Genomic DNA, 15,734 nt, shown 5'->3' on the forward strand with positions numbered 1-15,734 from the left:
GTATAACGCCTCCTATTCGATTTTAAAACGAAAAGGGCGGTCGCCCTATATAACCTAAGTCCGCAGATCCCACTTTTAATAGGTATCATTGCGTTACTCTCGTAACTTTCCGCAAATAAAAACGCCACCTCCCCGGAAGGAAATGGCGCTATTTTGTCGAAATTGTACGTATTAACTCACGAAAGGACTACGCAAATGAGCCGATTTATGAAGACGCTAACCTCTAACGTACACTTTTATACCGCGCAACTCGAACGCGCACCTATCGTCATATTCGTAGATAACGAATTAACTGGCGCCGGAGTTATCGAAGAAATTACGCAGGACTCCGTTAAGGTGCGCGGCGAGTATTATATGCGCGCTGCCTGTACATTTAAATATGCGAGTTAGGCGGTATTTACGCCGCCTCCGTTTCAGCGCTTACGTTCAGTCTCGCGTTGATAATCGCGACATGTTCCGGTGCTTGTTCGATGCCAACGTAGTTAAATCCGTCCTGTGCCGCGGCTACTAGCGTCGTGCCAGAGCCGGCGAACGGATCGAGCGTAATCCCGCCCGGAGGTGTCACGAGTGTAATCAACCAGCGCATAAGGTCGATCGGTTTAACGGTCGGGTGTACGTTGATACCGGTTAATACGGAGCCATCAGCGCAGGTATTGCGGTCGCGCTTCGACGCTTTCTTTGAGAGCTCCGCCGGACTAACGTTAAAATACGGAGAGTAAAACGCGTCGGCGTCCGTAGTGATCGCGTTAGCAGGAAAGCGACCGGCATCGTCAGGTATATACGCGACTCGCTCACGCTGACCGAACGTATTAACTGTCGGATTTCCTTCGTCACCAGTTACGCCGTATTCCGTGCGGTCTCCTTCAGAGCGCCCAATCCGGCAAGCGTCGATATTTATCGCGCCTGTTCCGTGCGCCTCAACGTTAGCTACTACGGTTCCAGCCAGCGGTTTACGTGCGACGATGATGGGTTCGTGTGCGGGTTTGAGTGCTGTTCCCCATCCGTCCCATTTGCGGGCGAGTTCGGTTGTGGGTGCGGTGATGTCGCGGACTATACGGTTATCTGCAGAGCAGTCCGCGCCAGGCATTGGTGCCTCCTTTAGTGTTGCCCACTTCGCTTTACCGACTACCTCTCTTTCCGCCTCTTCCATCATCTCATCATAGGTGTCATCAAGCCCGAGTAGTTCTTTTATCTTGATGTATTCGGAAAGTTGTGGGAGTCTCGTTCCTTTCGGCCGTCCTTCAAACCATGAGTAATTAGTCGAACCGCCACATACCTCTCGATCCATAAAACCGACTGTGATCCCCTTTTCTACCCGTATTCGTTTAATCAGCGCGGAGAACTCTCCGACGAAGGAGGCTCCACCCTTGCGCTTATCAAACTGTTTGGAAACATCCGTCGATTTAGGGAATCCGCTAAAATAAAGCCACTCGATAACGTCGCGTATTTCAAACCCACCGAGCCGCAGCGCGATCGTCATTAAGTCCTGCGTACGAGTCCCCGCAAATACCAACGCATGGCCCCCCGGCTTCAATACGCGGAATACCTCGCGCCATAAATCCGGATGCGGCACGAACGAGTCCCACGCTTTCCCCATGAATCCGCCGTGTCCGTGGTCGTACGGTTCGCCCGCAAGCCACTTCGTTAACACTTCCGCAATGTCCGGTTCCTTCGATAGTCCGTATGGCGGATCGCACACAACGCTATCAAAGAACGCGTCGGGATATCCGCGCAAAACCTCCGTGCTATCGCCGCATAAAACTACGTTAATTTCGTTTTGTTGTCCGCTCATTATGCCGCCTCCTTTACGTAAACATCCGCAACTTCTTCCACCGGTTCTACGATCACTTCATTCACCGCACTCATATCCGCCAGCCACCGCGCACCTATTCCACACCGTTGCGTAAACTCTTCCGTGAGCTCCCCGCCAGTATCCCGCAGATTACACGACGTCACCGCACCGTCCGCTGTATCACGTTTATATTGCGCGGCCCTCACCTTATTACGTATTTTAGCGCCGGCATCTACGCTCACATTCTCGCGCTTAGTACGGTTCCTACGCCGAGGCTCGCCGTGATCGCGCCCGTCTGCGGATAAGATTACGCCAGGTCCGAGATCACCGTCTTCACGTACCGGCGTTTCCCCGCGCATATTCGTCGGATCACTACCGCGGCGACCATTACGTATACGATCAAGCTGCGTGTCTGAGTAGAACGGATACTCGTTGTGCTGCGCCTTATACGGATTAGCGTCCGTTAGTTCTTCGTATAGCGCGACGTTAGTCAGACGGTCAAGTAGCGCCGTATTAGACGGAACCGGAGTCGGACGCTGGCCCGGCGATCCTGTCGTATACCACGCGTCGAGTGCGTACTGGTTATGCTCGCCGTGGTCGCGGTAATATGCGTCTTGTATCGCGGCAATCACGAGCATACGCGATTCACGGTCGCGGATATCGTACGTGGCGCCACTATATACGTAAGGAATCGGCGGGGAATCCTCCGCTTTAAATAGTCTGCGCAGTCCGGATTCTAGCGCCTCGATTGCGGTGGTCGTGCGTTCAATGTACGTTGACATAAATTAAGCCGCCTCCTCTTCATCTAGCGCATATTCTACCGTTATCTCTCCGTATTCCCATTTGCGATAAACAACCGCTATCTTCTCCGCCGCCTCGTCTACGGATTGCTTAACGGTCGGCTGTGAGATGCCCATCGCTTTCGCCGCCTCTGCTTGCGTAAGGTCAACGCCATAAACCCACGCGACTGATTCCGCCTGGCGCTCCGTTAACCATGCGGATGCAATAGCGCTATTTAAGTCAACGAGCGTATCGACTGCGTTATAATCGCCGAGAAATTGCGCGCTGCTGATGTGGTGGCGATCGCGTAATAACTTTTTAATGCCGGCCACATCGTTCAATGCGTATTTAACTTCGTACATGCGTGCGCCCTTGTCGACGTCTATCTTCACAGATCCGATAATAATCCGCCCCTTTATCGTTATTTGAGCGCTAGCCCTACGTTATCCGCACGATGCCACACGTAGTAACCGCCGCTATTGTGAACTTTTCTAACGTTGAAACTCGCACATACTACAGCGCAGTCCAGCGCTTTATTCCGCAATCGTCCGCACACGCCCGAGTTCCGCCGCCATATGCGCATCTTCGCAATCTCCGTCATGTGTGCGCTCGCCGTCCGCGAATATAGTTACCGCATCGCCTACGTAAATAGCGTCGTTACACCACGCGCAGTTAGCGGATACGCGCGGTTCATTCGGCGGTAGAAAGCGATCGAAGTCCGTCATTGTCCGCAGTCACCTCCGTACCCTCCCGTTTCGCCAGCGGAGTCCTATCGTCATAAGGAAGCGCATTAATCGCGTCAATGCGTCCGTACATATAGCCCGCGGTATAACCTGCGCGGTAATCGTCAACGCTCATATTACGCCGCCTCCGTTTCGGTGATTGATAACGCCGCGATACGCTGATTAGCGATGTCTACGTAACCGGCGTCCGTTTCAAATCCGATAAAGTTACGTCCTTCAAGTAGCGCAGCGACTGCGGTTGTTCCGGAGCCTATACAGTTATCGAGAACAGTTTCGCCGAGATTCGTGTATGTGCGGATAAGGTAGCGGAATAGATCAACGGGCTTTTGCGTTGGATGCACGTGGCTACCGTCCCGTTTAAACTTTAGCGTTTTAAACGGATATCCAGTCTGAGTTTGTTTATATTTCCTCCCCTCTGACATAGATGTTTTGTGCGCCTTACCTAGCTGACCCCCCACACTCTTTCCGTTTGTTACCTCTCTGTCAATTACGGTAATCCCTTGAGGTGTATATCTAAGTGGTTTTTTTGTTCCGTTATTACAACCACCTTTTCCAAAGACTACAATATCTTCGGTATTGTTTAGTGGCTGGAACTTAGCGGCAAAGAAGTTGCTCGCATTATCCTTCTCCCATATCCAACAGTACCGAAATAGCTTTACATTACTCATGATCAACGCGCTCGTAAAGGGCTGCGCGGCGGTTAGTACTATAGCTCCGTTATCTTTAATAACGCGCTCATACTCTGCCCACATGGGTTCGAGAGGAATTATCGTATCCCACTTGCATGCGGTAGTCCCGTACGGTAAATCGCAGAGTATCATATCGACGCTCTTATCTGGAATCTTATGCATCCCTACGAGACACTCATCGTTATATATCCGATTCAATTCGATCACTAAGCCGCCTCCTTCGCGTTCAACTCTGCCATAATCTCGTCAATCTGCGCATACAACTCCGCGAGGCTCTTATCATTCGTTACGGTAAAATCCGCTGTGTATCCGTCGAGCGCCGTTTCCGTTCCATGCGCGAGGTCCCGGTAATTGAACGTATCCCCCGAGTTGACGGCGCGTTCGATGCGGAGGCCGTCCGGTGCAGTTACGCGGATAAGGACGTAGCCGGCGGATTGGAGCGCGTCAGCCTCGTTTAACTGGCGGACGTCTGAAATGACGCTAAGAGGCGGCTCCCATCCGCGACCATTAGCACGAAATAACTCGGGTTCCTCAGTCTTCGCGAGACATTTACGTATCCATATTCCGTCATCTATCGCGCGGCACGCCTGACCAAACGCCTGGTAAAGCGCACGTGGCTTCGTTCCCGGCGCAGGCTCTCCGAAGAGTTCGTGCGCATAACGCTTGAGCTCGTCGCCGAACGCAAACTGCGTATATCCGTACTTTGACGCGAGGTAATCGCCTGCAGCGGACTTGCCCGAACGGAGCTTGCCGATTAATCCGATGTTAGGTAACATCATTAGGCGCCCACCTCCGTCCAATTTCCGTTAGCGTCCGTATCCCAAGCCGGGGTTACGCTACCACTGATCCGTACAATCGCGTACTCATTGATCCAATTACCGCAGGTCCTGCGCGCTGCTTGTTTAGCACCGCCAGCGTCCGCATAAACTGCGCGTTTCCACGCCAGCGCTCCGGTAGCTTTACGTATAATCGCATATACTTCCGTCGGCATATTACGCAGCTCCTTTCAGCGCGGAGGAAGCAGCGGAAACTCCGCCGTCCTCACGTGAGTCGTCCGTAATAGTCGCGTGGTGGATGTGCGCCCACATCTCTAGTCCGTATTTGTCAATGTACGTATAACCTAACTCGACGCCTGTGAACGCCTGTGGTACGCTCACGCCAACTGTGCGGTGAGTCGGACGGACTGCGTACACAACTCCGCCAGCAACAACGTCGCCGATGCGCACTTCCTCCGGCTGTGGACACGTTAGATACTCCGCCGGAACGTCTAACCCGAGCGCTCTATATAACGCGATAGCTCGTCCGATATGCGCGTTGAACGTTTCGCCTGGCGCACATTTTGCGGTTCCGCGTACCGTAAACCCGTCGTTTATGCAGCGAATAAGAGCGACAACTGTGCGCTTCTCACGATTGACAACGTACGTGACTTCGTGCATTTTGGACGGACTACCCTCGGGCCAGAATGAAATCCCGTCAGGATCGCCCGGAATCTCCGTACCGCTGAATTTGTACGGATTGCTAACGTCAGCCTTCGCACGCTCAACGATTTCGTCGCGGATCATTTGCGGAGTCTTAACGTACGAAGGATACGTATTATCAACGGGACCGGACGCGACTTTTGCGTAAGAAGGGACGATAGCCGGTGCGCTGTCCGTTTCGAGCGCGAGTATGCGCCCTTCAAGCGCGGTATTGCGCTTTTCTAATTGCGCAATCTTACGTGTGAGCACCGTAATGTTCTCCGCGTATTGGTCGGCGAGTGGTAATTCGGATAGGGGCGTAGGAGTCGGCGCTAGTTCCACGGAGGTTAGCGGTTCGAGTACGCGATACTCCTCGTGAAATAACGTTACGCCGTCCGTAGTGTCGATACACATACTTCCGTCATCAACATCCGCGGTAAAGAGCGCTCCATTTCCGTACCCATCGCCGTTTAGATCGTCAGTCTTTATGATAATCACGCGCTCTCCTACCGCAGCCTTACGGTCGACCATTCGGAAGCGCTCAGCTCCTCCGTCGCCTTTTGACGTGTTGATTACGAGGATTTCCGTAGGTTCGAGGACAACGTATTCCTCATCGTTAAGGAAGAACGTGCCGTCCGGATTATCCGCGTTCTTTTTAACGGGGAAGTACGGATCGCCTGCGATAACTTCCGTAATAGTAATCACGTCGCCGTCGTCGTAATGGCCGAACGAACAGCCAGCGTCCACAATCTTAACGAGTTCACCTACGCACGCCTTCCGCTTAACCTCGCGATATTCGCGTAAGACACCGCCGAGCGATTCGTCGGGGCGGAGCGTAGTGGGCGCGCTGTCGGCGTCCGTTTCGAGCGTGAACCAATCGCGGTAACTTTCGCCGTCTTCGTCGATTTCGATCGGCCAAGCACTACGGTCGCCGGCGTCATCAATAATTACGTAACATTCATTGCCGAGAAAAGCCGCAGTATCAACGATTTCATAACGCTTGCCTTCCGTGATATCACGCTTTGTTCCCGCCGTGTGACACCGTAAATACTTTGTCGTTTTCTCCATTAATAACCGTCTCCTTTATAATTCCGTATTTGCACCGCTCACCTTCCGAAATCCACTTGCGCTATTAGACGATTGCCCGTTTCGTCCAAATGCCCCGTTACATCCGTGAGTCCTGTGCTAGTTGTTACTCATCTCCGTAATTTTCTCCGATATAAGCGTCGATCAAATCGAATTGCATACGCGTCAGCATTACGGAGCGCTCCGCCATATCAACGCCGTGCCATCCCGTCATAATTGCGGTTTTTGGTCCGCTAACTGCGAACATGACTCCGGTTATTAAGCCGGCGCGTGCCTGCGCTGCCATTACGTCGAATGCGGCGGCGATTTCGTTCTGTACGCATGGGAACGGGATTATTTCTGCTACGCGCGGTTCGGTCATGTTAGCGCCTCCCTTCGTTTAGCGATCTCGTTATACTCCGCGATCCATTCGTCAGGTAACGGATAGCCGGCGTCCATATAGCGTTTAACGGCGTCTTTAATTTCGTCCATGCGCTGTGCTTCCGCAATGTAACGCGGTCTGAGTCCTAGTGGTGGTTTCGCGGTCAAAACAACGCCTCCTTTACGTAATAGCCGACCGTGAACCAGAACGCGGCGCAAAGGACGAGAACGGCGATCCACGTTAAGCGTCTCATTCGGCGTCCGCCCCTTCCGATTTAATTGCGAATATAATTCGCGCTACTTCGTACGTGCGTGGTTCCCGTCCGTGGCGAACGTCATCAGCCGCTTTATCACGCGCTGACCTCTCCGCATCCTTCCGCGTTTTAAACGTACGCATAAATCGGTTGTTAGCGGAAATCCCTAGCGGATAGCCGTCGCGTAAGATTGCGTAATGTTCCTTCGGGCGGCTCATACGCGGACTCCTGACGAGCCGAATCCGCCAGCCCCACGCTCACTCTCCGCTAATTCCGAGACAACTTCGAATGATGCTCGGTAGACTGGCGCGATTACCGCTTGGGCCACGCGATCTCCTTTGCGGATGAGGTACGTATTATCGGCTCCGGGGACAATACGTTTATCCGACGTCAGATATCCGTCAAGTCCGTAGAACCGCACGCTGTCATATCGGAATGCTTGCGCTATATTATCAATCAATACGCAAATCTCTCCGCGATACGAACTGTCTCCGGTGCCTGGCGAATTAGCTACGCGCAGCTTCGTGTTAGCGCTGATTCCCGAACGCGGACGCACCTGCAATTCGTAGCCGACCGGCAGCTCTACGCAGATACCCGTGCGCACCTTAACCGTTTGACCCGGTTCGACTACGTAATCCTCTTGCGCCACTAAATCGAAGCCGCTGTCGCCTGGCTTAGCGTATTGCGGTAACTCTGCGCCAGGTAATAGCGTTATCTTAACGTTAACTTCGTTACTACGCTCCATCCGCTCACCCCTCCGTAATCTATCGAGTAACTCCGTACGCTTACGCTTTCTGTCCGCCATGATTTCGGCTTGCGGGCGGTCAATGATGTGCTGCGCTCTCATTCCGCAGGCGTCCGTTCTTCAATTACGAATATTGCGCCGCGCTGTTCGATGATATCGTATTTCACCGCGTCGATAACGCCGCCCGGACGGAGTGTGACTTCGTGGCGGATAGGTTCCGGCGAGGTAAAAGCGATGACTGCGAGACATCCCTGCAACACCACGAATAGTACGAAGAGCAACGCCGCCCAGTAAACACGCTCTTTTAGCGCAAACAAGAAAGCGTAGAGAGTAAATGCTGCGACACATAGCACGAATATTCCGATGATTACTCCCGCGGCATCAACGCCGCCACCATACGTATTCAGTACGTCCATTAGGCGGCAACTCCTTTCGCGGAGACATCGCCATAGTCAACGTCGGTGTCGTCGAGCGTTGTTGCTCCGTGATACCCGTCTGTGTACGTCCAGAAACCGCCGCCGCAGGGTCCTCCGTTTACTTCAATTCCGCGATATCCATCAAATTCCGTGACTACGCCCGTTCCCATATCATCGGACACACGTGCGCCTACTCGCGGTTTATCCGGTTGCGGCGCGTCCGTATATTCGGTCGGCACCGTCAGCCCAAGCGCCTTACGCAGCGCGATCGCTTTGCCGATTTCCGCGTGGAATACGTCGGCTGGCGAACACTTTGCTGTGAACTTAGCGTCAGGTACACGCGTCTCGCCCAGACCGCGGTATACTAGCGTTGTTACCGTCCGTTTAGTACGGTTAACATGAAACCTTACCGTGAAGAAGTCGCTAAAGAACGGTCCCTGTTCCGGTAATCGTGTGAAAGGCGTGTTTCCAATCCGCAGCAACTCCGCAACGTCAGCGGTCGCCTTTGTGATAACCTTTGCGCGGGTTAACTTCGGAGTGCGCGCTACAACTGCGCCGGAATCCGCGACCGTAACCGGAGCGCCTACGATGCCGCCTACGCTAATTCCCGGCGGATCAATCTCCGGAAGTAACCTGCGCAATTCATCCGCATTGTCCGCGACGAACTGGCGGAAGGCTGCGTAGAGGGGATCGGATGTTAGCGGTGAGGATGCGATAGGTTCGAGGACTACGAACTCCGACAAGCAGATAAGGCGGTCTTTACCTTCGATGCTTACGTATACATCATCGTCTCTATCTACGTGATTGACCACGAACTCATCTCCGTTGTTGTAACGTCCCATCGTGTAGCCCGCCTTAACTACTCTAATCCGCTCTCCCACCGCTGCCTTACGTTTAACTTCGCGATATTGTACGTTTGCCATTACTAAACCGCCTCCTTCGTGATTTAAGCGCTCCAACCGCGCCTTACATACACTTCAACGTGACCGCATAGCCGCCCGCACACTTTTCACGTAAATAAAATAAAAAAAACGGAGAGTCGGCGAAATTAATCGCTAACTACTCCGTTTATATCTCCGTTTAGCCTCCGCTAGTTTCCGTTCATACTTCGCCGCCAGTCCGCGATACGCTTCGACCGCGCGTTCAAGTTCCGCGATCTCGGCAAGCTGGGCGCGTTCGAGTTGCGCGGTTAGGCGGTCATGTGCGAGAGGTTCGCGCGTCATGTCTGCGAATCCTCAAGCGCTGCTCTAGCGCGAAAACAACGCTGTGATATTTCGCCAAGCAGCCAACGAGCTTGCGTCCACAGCTCGCGTGTCCTCGGATCAGCAATCCGCTCAATATCCACGTATTCCTCTACTGCGTATCCGATTCCTTCGTCCTCGATAATATCCGCTAACTCTGCGTTATTTAGCGATTTCATGCCGCAATCCCTCCGATTTCATCGATTAGATTCTCGCGTAATAAATACGCCAGGCAAACCGCCGCCGCATCGCTGTCATCGTAACCCGTGCGGAATTTAAACACGGGATCTAGCCGCAAGTATCTCCGCACACCTTCCGCTACAGCGTCTTTCTCCGCCTTCCCGTTGCCGGTTACGTATTTCTTAACCGACGTAGGGGCGAGCGCTGGTTTAAGATCCTCCGCGTAGTAACCGTACGCCGCGAGCGCTTTGTCTGCGGCTGCCCATGCGCTAAATATCGTCTGAGTCGCGCGTTTATTCCGTCCGGACGTAAAGTCTTCGCGGACTACGATATCGAACGGACGATGTTCACGAAGGAAGGCGGCGGTGAACGTTTCGACCGTATAGTTGCGTACGGCGTCCGTATCGGCGGTCGAAGTCGCTACGGAATCACATGCGATTAGGTACGGGATTCTATTCCGCACCTCTACCGCAGCTATTCCGGGACTTAGCGATAAGTCGAGTCCGAGTACGCGGAAGTTAGGCGGTTTGCTATGCGTTGTCTTCGTCCTTGCTGACTCCGTCTTCTTTACGATCGCTTCCGCCTCCTTCCGATATAAATCCGAGTATGAACGACCAAACGATGAGAAGCGCAGATATAACGCTGACGTACAATAGTCCGCACGTTAATAGCGAGAACCACACCATGCCGCCGACCATAAACGCGCCAATAAGTAATACGTAGAGGATCCCGTTAGCAATACGTTTAGCCATTATTCCGCCGCCTTTCCGAATGTGTAAACGGTATTATTCGTAGTAACAACGAGCCCGCCCGGATACTTCCGCGTACCTCCTACGTTCGCGACCGCCGACGTCCGCAGGATCTTATTGCCGTCATCGCGGTAACATACGAGCATGGGCGCGCCGATATCACAGCGTAAGATTTCTACGCGTTGACCTTTACGTCGGACCTCGCGTTCGTGCGGTTTACCGTCGAGATTGCGTACGGATTCAATAACGTATGATTGCGGTGTCTGCAAGTTAGGCGGCCTCCCCTTCGTTAGTTTCCGGCACTCCTGCGAGATAATTCCGCAGACTCTTATGCGCGGCTTTCCCCGCCATTGATCCGCGAGCCATCGCCGATTCCGCCCGCTGTAGTAGCGCTAAGTTATCCGCGCTAAGTGTAGCCGCACAATGCCCACGGAATGCGCAGAATCCGCATTTATCCGTCATCTCTACGGTAACGGACGGTACTTCGCCGGCGTATACAAGCGCAGCCTGACGCGCTAGGCTATCGAGAAGTTGCGTCTTCATTGTGTCCGTGATTCGTACGTAGAATGCGCGCATGTCCGTGAGGGGAGCGCCTTCTTTCCACGTTTTCTGCCCCTTCGTAACAGACGACGATTCTTCATCCGAAAACCACGATGGCTTATGCGTAGACTCGTAAACGATGAGCGCTTCGTCAATTCCGAATACGAGGGACTCCGCTACGACTTGGCGTTTATGATCGTCTTGCGCGCCTTTAAAGTCGAGTTTACCGTTCATCGGACGCAGACCGCTCGCCTTCGTTTTATACTCGAATATAATACGGGAGCCGTCCCGAGCATAATCGAATTTACCGTCCGGCTTAGCGGTAATCGCGAACGATATGAGCTCGCCTGTCTCCGGATGTGGGTGCGTGATCACACGTCGTTCCTGCGCCGCATCTTCGAAGTCCCAATCGCCGTCATCGCGGACGGACATCGTAAGCAGCGCGGACTTACCGAGGCGTTTCGGCGTATGCAGGATATCGAGCTGTACGTAATCGACGACCGCTGTACCCTGGCGTCGTTGGCGTCCTCTGAACGGGATATCTGCGGACTTCTCTGCGCGGGTTCCTTTATCGTTCTTAAAGTAGAGTTGCCGATCGCACATATTCGTACCGGAAGCGCCGAACGTTATGAGTCCGTCGTTAGGGTACGGCTTGTATCCGATGTGGCGGAGCTTCTGTTCGTAGAACTTGCGCTCAATAGTGCTATCGTAAAATGACGTATCCGGCGAGGAGTAGTACGAATCCATCTGCGTTAGGAAATCGTTAACTAGCGTTTCTGCTCTCGTAATATTAAGCCGCCTCCTTCAAATTGGATGATTCGGTGATTATCGAGCGCACAATAAGAGGTAGTTTCTTACCGATAGACTTACGGATGTCGCGTTCTTCAAACTCTTCTGGCAACGACTCGCGCTCCTCCTTGAGCATATCTTCGTAAACACGTCCGCCAAGTTCCCGTAAAATTGCGCCCATGTCTTCGAGTCCGAACTCTTCCGGAATTAACGCCTCATCTACGAGTTTACGTAATAACTTATCGACGCGGCCCTCAGTCATAAACGTCTGCACGAACGCAGCTTCGGCGGATATTGGCGCATTGGGATCCCGCGGAGCTTTCTGCGGCTGTATCTCGCGGAATCCCTCTGATACCAGTTTGATGAACGTTTGCTTGCCGAAGCGATCGCGGAAATTAACGTTCTTGACTACGATTCCTTCGCCGCAATCCGCCTTAGTTGCGTAAGCTGAGCGTCCGACGAACGCCTGCAGATGCTCGAATGAAACGTAAGGGCCGGCGTATAAAATCGGCGCAATAGCGAGTCCTAAGCGTGCAGCCTCCTGTACTACGACGTGTGTCGGCGCATAGGTTTCCGTAACCTTATCGTAAATATCGAAGAGGTAGAAAACGCCGGCCTTATCGCCGTAATCTACTTTGTGCTTAACGAGCCACTCTCCGTAATAGATTGCGTTCGGAACCAACGCTTGTGGGTCGATTTTACGTGTAAACTCATAGAATCCGCGCAGGTTATTTTCCGCAGAGAGTTGCGTATTGCGAGAGAACGCCAATACTTCCGCGCCTGCCGTGAATGACGCGTTAGCACCGTCGAGCTTTTCGTATACCGTAATGTAATCGCCCTCTTTAACAACGCCGACTGTTTCGCGGTGTCCCATACGCACAATATCCGTATATTTCTTAACGTCATTTCCGCTCATATCTCCGTACCTCCTCGTTTATAATACGCTCGACCATATCGCCGAGCCGTGCGTAATCCACGCGGTAGTCTGCGCAGAATGTTTCCGCTGCCTCATCCGGATATTCCGGGTAATCTCCGTTCTCAATCGCGCAACTTACGTATTGGCGGACGGCTGCGTGGAGGTCGGCGTAGTCGTCTTCGGTGAGTAAAGGCGCCCTCACGACGCAATCCGATACGGAAGCACGATTACGTCAATAGCGTTATCCTCATCGCGGAGTACGATCGGCTGCAGATTACCGCTAAGTCCGATAATTACGCGCTGAGATCCCGCGTCCTTGAATACGTTCAGCGCGTTAAGCAGATACTCCGCGTTAAACGCTACCGCCATGTCCGGCCCGCTTAAATCCGCGTTGATTCCGGCGTTAAATGTCAGCGAAGGAGTGTCTCTCGTAACGGAGAGTGTGGCGGTATTGCCCGCGTAGCGAAGTAGTGCGAGGTTACGCTTATCGCCTGCTGATAGTTTCGCGGTCTCTAACGCCACCTTTACGCAGGCAATCGTGTCCTTTAAATCCGCCCGCTGAACCGATTCAATCAGCGTAAGTTGCGACGTAAACTCCTGTGGAATTAATCGCGAGGTGTCCGGATATGTTCCGTCAACGGGCGCGCCGGTCTTGGCGTGAGACGTAAATGCCTCCGCAAAGTTATGCGCTCCGCCAATCCGCAGCAAAGTATGGCGGTCCGTTGCGACTACGGAACCGTCTTCAAGGTAGCGTACGCCCTCTAATACGGGAGTTCCTCCGCCCGGCTTAACCGTAAATTTCTTCGCGTGCTTCGTGATAAGTTCGAGTTTCTTCGCTTGTGATATCGCCATAGTTACGCAGCCTCCTTATTTTTAAACCAGTCTTCCGGCGCGGTTCCCCTACCCCAACGTCTCATAATCGCGATGTCCGTTCCGTTGGCGACTTCTCCGAAAATATACGATTGCGTCATAATCCGTTCGATAATCGCGATGTCCTCACGCGTAAAATCCTCCGGTAGCTCGAACACAATTTCGTCATGCACAGGAGCCCAAAGCGCCCACCCTTCGTGTTTCTTGCATTCCTTATCCGCCTCGATCATCGTAACTTTCGTTTGGATTGCGGAAGTTCCCTGTACGCGAGCGTTAGTACCCTGGCGCATGGCCCGATTAATCTTACCGTTATGCTTGCGCCACTCTTCGTATTTAGGATCGCTCCACTTACCGAACGGGATTTCTTTGCGCTTAAGTTTCCCGTCAGGCAAGCGCCGTTTACGTTGCTGTTTATCCGCCCATACAAAACCGTACTTGGCTACGTGTTCTTCGTTCGCTTTAAGCCACGCGGATAATTTTGGCATGCTCCCGAATAGCTCTTCTTTAAAAGCGGTCGCCTCCGGTTTCTTTAATCCGAGCATGTCCGCTAGTGAGAAGTCGCTCATACCGTATAGAGTCGCGAGCCATACGACTTTCATCGCTTTACGTTCTGGCGTATCCTCACCGTTCGGCAGCTTATAGACTTCGTGATATGGGCGCTTGTAATACATGCTCGCCATGTTTGCGTACGGATCGATTCCCTTTTCGAACGCTTCGATTAGGACGGGTTCGCCGGATAGGTATGCGGTACAGCGTATTTCCTGCGCCTTAAAGTCCGCCGATACTAGTACTTTCCCCGCCGGTGCTACGAACATTTTACGCGCGTCTTCCGGCTGATTCTGAACGTTAAATTGGTTTGAGTCCGCAGCATCTTCGTCCTTGCCGGAACTGAATCGGCCGGTTACGGTTCCCATCGGATTAAACCGCGAGTGCCAGCGCTTAGTCGTCGGATTCTGCTTTAGCGGAAGCGCGTCGATATAGGTTCCGCTGAGCTTCGTTATCTTGCGATATTCAAGTAGATCCGCGATAATGGTAAACTCGCGCCCTAGCGGTTTTAACGTTTTCTTCGCGTCCATATTCGGGATATCGCGGCCGATCTCTTTCGATAGCACCGCCTTCATCTGCGGAGTCGAGTTAAGGTTAAGTTCCGCGTCACCTTCGTGATGTTTCGCGAGGACTCCGATAAGCTTAGCGTGCAGCTCTTTGGCGCGAGCGCTCAGTTGCTCACCGTATTCCTTCGCGAAGTCTAAATCGAGGATATATCCGTTAGCCTCCAAATCTACGATTACGTAAAGCAACGGAACCTCGACCGTTCGGTAGTATTCGAGTACCGTCGGTAATGTAGCGAAGTGACCGCGCTGGAACTGATATAAGCGCCAGGTGAGATCGGTATCCTTAGCCGCGTATGCCAACGCAATGTCTAGCGTCATTTCATTAAACGGAGTCTTACCAAATAGTTCCGCGAATGTATCCGACTCCACTCCGAGATATTTAGGCGCCAGGTCTTTTAAGCGGAACGACGGTTCGTTCTCGTTTAGTAGGTGCATCGCTACCATCGTATCCCACGTTACTCCGCGTAGATCCGAACCGTGTCTCCGGAACATCGCGATATCGAATATGGCGTTATGGAGGATTTTCCCGATATCCGCGCTATATAGAAACCAACGCAATTCCTGCAGTACGTAATCCCGCGATAGCTGTTCGCCGTCATCGTGACTAACCGGAATATAAACGTGCATTCCTTTTTCGGCTAATGGCGGAATACTAACGGACGGCAACGTTAATGACAGTCCGACTATCACGTCTGTGTAAACGTCAACTCCCGTAGTTTCCGTATCGACCGCTACTTCCGTTTCTTTGTGTAGTCTCTCGTTGAGTCGCGCCAGTAGCTTCGCGTTATTAATCAAGAAGTAGTTTTTCGGAGTATACGCGACCATACTCCGCAGTCTCTCCTCGCGGATTGAAACGCGCAAGTCCTCGTAAATCCGCATAGCCTCCGCCTTGCTGAACCGTTTGCCGACGCTGGACGGGTGTCTGCCCGTCACACCCGTATCCATTGCGTCTTTTACCGCGATTAACTTTTCGCGATCGGTATCCGTATTCTTTAGCGCTAATATGCGCGCCCAT

General features: G+C 52.8%; 22 protein-coding genes. 1 reads left to right on the top strand and 21 read right to left on the bottom strand.

Features of this window, described 5'->3' with window-relative positions; all coding sequences use genetic code 11:
* Nucleotides 1–195 precede the first annotated feature (195 nt).
* The gene (locus ACN6MV_RS22020; RefSeq protein ID WP_419884847.1) at nucleotides 196–390 is read left to right on the top strand and encodes a hypothetical protein; all 195 of its coding nucleotides are present in this window, start codon (nucleotides 196–198) and stop codon (nucleotides 388–390) included.
* Nucleotides 391–397: 7 nt separating this feature from the next.
* Here ACN6MV_RS22020 and ACN6MV_RS22025 read toward each other — a convergent pair whose 3' ends face one another.
* The 21 genes from ACN6MV_RS22025 to ACN6MV_RS22125 all read right to left on the bottom strand — a co-directional run bounded on the left by ACN6MV_RS22025 (nucleotide 398) and on the right by ACN6MV_RS22125 (nucleotide 15,664).
* The gene (locus tag ACN6MV_RS22025) at nucleotides 398–1,792 is read right to left on the bottom strand and encodes a DNA methyltransferase (RefSeq protein WP_419884848.1); all 1,395 of its coding nucleotides are present in this window, start codon (nucleotides 1,790–1,792) and stop codon (nucleotides 398–400) included.
* A complete protein-coding gene (locus ACN6MV_RS22030) occupies nucleotides 1,792–2,574 on the bottom strand; it encodes a hypothetical protein (protein WP_419884849.1) in 783 nt (260 codons plus the stop codon). Before ACN6MV_RS22030 ends, ACN6MV_RS22025 begins: the two co-directional genes overlap by 1 nt.
* Before the next feature lie 3 nt (nucleotides 2,575–2,577).
* A complete protein-coding gene (locus ACN6MV_RS22035; protein ID WP_419884850.1) occupies nucleotides 2,578–2,934 on the bottom strand; it encodes a sigma factor-like helix-turn-helix DNA-binding protein in 357 nt (118 codons plus the stop codon).
* Nucleotides 2,935–3,262: 328 nt separating this feature from the next.
* A complete protein-coding gene (locus ACN6MV_RS22040; RefSeq protein ID WP_419884851.1) occupies nucleotides 3,263–3,430 on the bottom strand; it encodes a hypothetical protein in 168 nt (55 codons plus the stop codon).
* A gap of 1 nt (nucleotide 3,431) precedes the next feature.
* Nucleotides 3,432–4,211 carry a DNA-methyltransferase gene (locus ACN6MV_RS22045; RefSeq protein WP_419884852.1) on the bottom strand — a complete coding sequence of 260 codons (780 nt, stop codon included), beginning with the start codon at nucleotides 4,209–4,211 and terminating at the stop codon, nucleotides 3,432–3,434.
* Nucleotides 4,211–4,783, bottom strand: a complete 573-nt coding sequence (locus tag ACN6MV_RS22050) for an adenylate kinase (RefSeq protein WP_419884853.1) — start codon at nucleotides 4,781–4,783, stop codon at nucleotides 4,211–4,213. The genes ACN6MV_RS22045 and ACN6MV_RS22050 overlap by 1 nt, the downstream gene beginning before the upstream one ends.
* On the bottom strand, nucleotides 4,783–4,995 hold the full coding sequence (locus ACN6MV_RS22055) for a hypothetical protein (RefSeq protein ID WP_419884854.1): 213 nt from the start codon (nucleotides 4,993–4,995) through the stop codon (nucleotides 4,783–4,785). Before ACN6MV_RS22055 ends, ACN6MV_RS22050 begins: the two co-directional genes overlap by 1 nt.
* Before the next feature lies 1 nt (nucleotide 4,996).
* Entirely contained in the window at nucleotides 4,997–6,529 is a 1,533-nt protein-coding gene (locus tag ACN6MV_RS22060; RefSeq protein WP_419884855.1) for a hypothetical protein, read from the bottom strand.
* 124 nt (nucleotides 6,530–6,653) lie between these two features.
* A complete protein-coding gene (locus ACN6MV_RS22065) occupies nucleotides 6,654–6,908 on the bottom strand; it encodes a hypothetical protein (protein WP_419884856.1) in 255 nt (84 codons plus the stop codon).
* Nucleotides 6,905–7,075 (bottom strand): hypothetical protein, encoded by a 171-nt coding sequence (locus tag ACN6MV_RS22070; protein ID WP_419884857.1) that lies wholly within the window; start codon nucleotides 7,073–7,075, stop codon nucleotides 6,905–6,907. The genes ACN6MV_RS22065 and ACN6MV_RS22070 overlap by 4 nt, the downstream gene beginning before the upstream one ends.
* A gap of 82 nt (nucleotides 7,076–7,157) precedes the next feature.
* Nucleotides 7,158–7,379, bottom strand: coding sequence for a hypothetical protein (locus ACN6MV_RS22075; RefSeq protein ID WP_419884858.1), 222 nt, complete (start codon nucleotides 7,377–7,379; stop codon nucleotides 7,158–7,160).
* Nucleotides 7,376–7,906 (bottom strand): dUTP diphosphatase, encoded by a 531-nt coding sequence (locus tag ACN6MV_RS22080; RefSeq protein WP_419886792.1) that lies wholly within the window; start codon nucleotides 7,904–7,906, stop codon nucleotides 7,376–7,378. The genes ACN6MV_RS22075 and ACN6MV_RS22080 overlap by 4 nt, the downstream gene beginning before the upstream one ends.
* A gap of 98 nt (nucleotides 7,907–8,004) precedes the next feature.
* Complete coding sequence (locus ACN6MV_RS22085) at nucleotides 8,005–8,322, bottom strand: hypothetical protein (RefSeq protein WP_419884859.1); 318 nt, start codon at nucleotides 8,320–8,322, stop codon at nucleotides 8,005–8,007.
* The gene (locus ACN6MV_RS22090) at nucleotides 8,322–9,245 is read right to left on the bottom strand and encodes a hypothetical protein (RefSeq protein ID WP_419884860.1); all 924 of its coding nucleotides are present in this window, start codon (nucleotides 9,243–9,245) and stop codon (nucleotides 8,322–8,324) included. The genes ACN6MV_RS22085 and ACN6MV_RS22090 overlap by 1 nt, the downstream gene beginning before the upstream one ends.
* Nucleotides 9,246–9,541: 296 nt before the next feature.
* Entirely contained in the window at nucleotides 9,542–9,742 is a 201-nt protein-coding gene (locus ACN6MV_RS22095) for a hypothetical protein (protein ID WP_419884861.1), read from the bottom strand.
* Nucleotides 9,739–10,377 (bottom strand): crossover junction endodeoxyribonuclease RuvC, encoded by a 639-nt coding sequence (locus ACN6MV_RS22100; protein ID WP_419886793.1) that lies wholly within the window; start codon nucleotides 10,375–10,377, stop codon nucleotides 9,739–9,741. The genes ACN6MV_RS22095 and ACN6MV_RS22100 overlap by 4 nt, the downstream gene beginning before the upstream one ends.
* On the bottom strand, nucleotides 10,274–10,495 hold the full coding sequence (locus ACN6MV_RS22105; protein ID WP_419884862.1) for a hypothetical protein: 222 nt from the start codon (nucleotides 10,493–10,495) through the stop codon (nucleotides 10,274–10,276). Before ACN6MV_RS22105 ends, ACN6MV_RS22100 begins: the two co-directional genes overlap by 104 nt.
* 267 nt (nucleotides 10,496–10,762) lie before the next feature.
* Entirely contained in the window at nucleotides 10,763–11,635 is an 873-nt protein-coding gene (locus ACN6MV_RS22110; protein ID WP_419884863.1) for a hypothetical protein, read from the bottom strand.
* Between the two features lie 187 nt (nucleotides 11,636–11,822).
* Nucleotides 11,823–12,737 (bottom strand): RNA ligase family protein, encoded by a 915-nt coding sequence (locus ACN6MV_RS22115; RefSeq protein ID WP_419884864.1) that lies wholly within the window; start codon nucleotides 12,735–12,737, stop codon nucleotides 11,823–11,825.
* Nucleotides 12,738–12,935: 198 nt separating this feature from the next.
* Complete coding sequence (locus tag ACN6MV_RS22120; RefSeq protein WP_419884865.1) at nucleotides 12,936–13,589, bottom strand: hypothetical protein; 654 nt, start codon at nucleotides 13,587–13,589, stop codon at nucleotides 12,936–12,938.
* Between the two features lie 2 nt (nucleotides 13,590–13,591).
* Nucleotides 13,592–15,664: a DNA polymerase gene (locus ACN6MV_RS22125; protein ID WP_419884866.1), complete on the bottom strand. Its 2,073-nt coding sequence runs from the start codon at nucleotides 15,662–15,664 to the stop codon at nucleotides 13,592–13,594.
* Between the last annotated feature and the right edge of the window lie 70 nt (nucleotides 15,665–15,734).

Origin of the sequence: Paenibacillus sp. B-A-8 (assembly GCF_048572915.1) — a bacterium.
Classification (GTDB): Bacteria; Bacillota; Bacilli; order Paenibacillales; family Paenibacillaceae; genus Paenibacillus_AQ.

Excerpts from the sequence above, each read along its gene's own strand:
- ACN6MV_RS22110 (WP_419884863.1), bottom strand. The coding sequence starts at position 11,635 with ATGTGCGATCGGCAACTCTACTTTAAGAACGATAAAGGAACCCGCGCA.
- ACN6MV_RS22120 (WP_419884865.1), bottom strand. The coding sequence starts at position 13,589 with ATGGCGATATCACAAGCGAAGAAACTCGAACTTATCACGAAGCACGCG.
- ACN6MV_RS22095 (WP_419884861.1), bottom strand. The coding sequence starts at position 9,742 with ATGAAATCGCTAAATAACGCAGAGTTAGCGGATATTATCGAGGACGAA.
- ACN6MV_RS22040 (WP_419884851.1), bottom strand. The coding sequence starts at position 3,430 with ATGAGCGTTGACGATTACCGCGCAGGTTATACCGCGGGCTATATGTAC.
- ACN6MV_RS22060 (WP_419884855.1), bottom strand. The coding sequence starts at position 6,529 with ATGGAGAAAACGACAAAGTATTTACGGTGTCACACGGCGGGAACAAAG.
- ACN6MV_RS22115 (WP_419884864.1), bottom strand. The coding sequence starts at position 12,737 with ATGAGCGGAAATGACGTTAAGAAATATACGGATATTGTGCGTATGGGA.
- ACN6MV_RS22075 (WP_419884858.1), bottom strand. The coding sequence starts at position 7,379 with ATGAGCCGCCCGAAGGAACATTACGCAATCTTACGCGACGGCTATCCG.
- ACN6MV_RS22065 (WP_419884856.1), bottom strand. The coding sequence starts at position 6,908 with ATGACCGAACCGCGCGTAGCAGAAATAATCCCGTTCCCATGCGTACAG.
- ACN6MV_RS22035 (WP_419884850.1), bottom strand. The coding sequence starts at position 2,934 with ATGTACGAAGTTAAATACGCATTGAACGATGTGGCCGGCATTAAAAAG.
- ACN6MV_RS22030 (WP_419884849.1), bottom strand. The coding sequence starts at position 2,574 with ATGTCAACGTACATTGAACGCACGACCACCGCAATCGAGGCGCTAGAA.
- ACN6MV_RS22125 (WP_419884866.1), bottom strand. The coding sequence starts at position 15,664 with ATGGATACGGGTGTGACGGGCAGACACCCGTCCAGCGTCGGCAAACGG.
- ACN6MV_RS22085 (WP_419884859.1), bottom strand. The coding sequence starts at position 8,322 with ATGGACGTACTGAATACGTATGGTGGCGGCGTTGATGCCGCGGGAGTA.
- ACN6MV_RS22050 (WP_419884853.1), bottom strand. The coding sequence starts at position 4,783 with ATGATGTTACCTAACATCGGATTAATCGGCAAGCTCCGTTCGGGCAAG.
- ACN6MV_RS22105 (WP_419884862.1), bottom strand. The coding sequence starts at position 10,495 with ATGGCTAAACGTATTGCTAACGGGATCCTCTACGTATTACTTATTGGC.
- ACN6MV_RS22025 (WP_419884848.1), bottom strand. The coding sequence starts at position 1,792 with ATGAGCGGACAACAAAACGAAATTAACGTAGTTTTATGCGGCGATAGC.
- ACN6MV_RS22090 (WP_419884860.1), bottom strand. The coding sequence starts at position 9,245 with ATGGCAAACGTACAATATCGCGAAGTTAAACGTAAGGCAGCGGTGGGA.
- ACN6MV_RS22055 (WP_419884854.1), bottom strand. The coding sequence starts at position 4,995 with ATGCCGACGGAAGTATATGCGATTATACGTAAAGCTACCGGAGCGCTG.
- ACN6MV_RS22080 (WP_419886792.1), bottom strand. The coding sequence starts at position 7,906 with ATGGAGCGTAGTAACGAAGTTAACGTTAAGATAACGCTATTACCTGGC.
- ACN6MV_RS22020 (WP_419884847.1), top strand. The coding sequence starts at position 196 with ATGAGCCGATTTATGAAGACGCTAACCTCTAACGTACACTTTTATACC.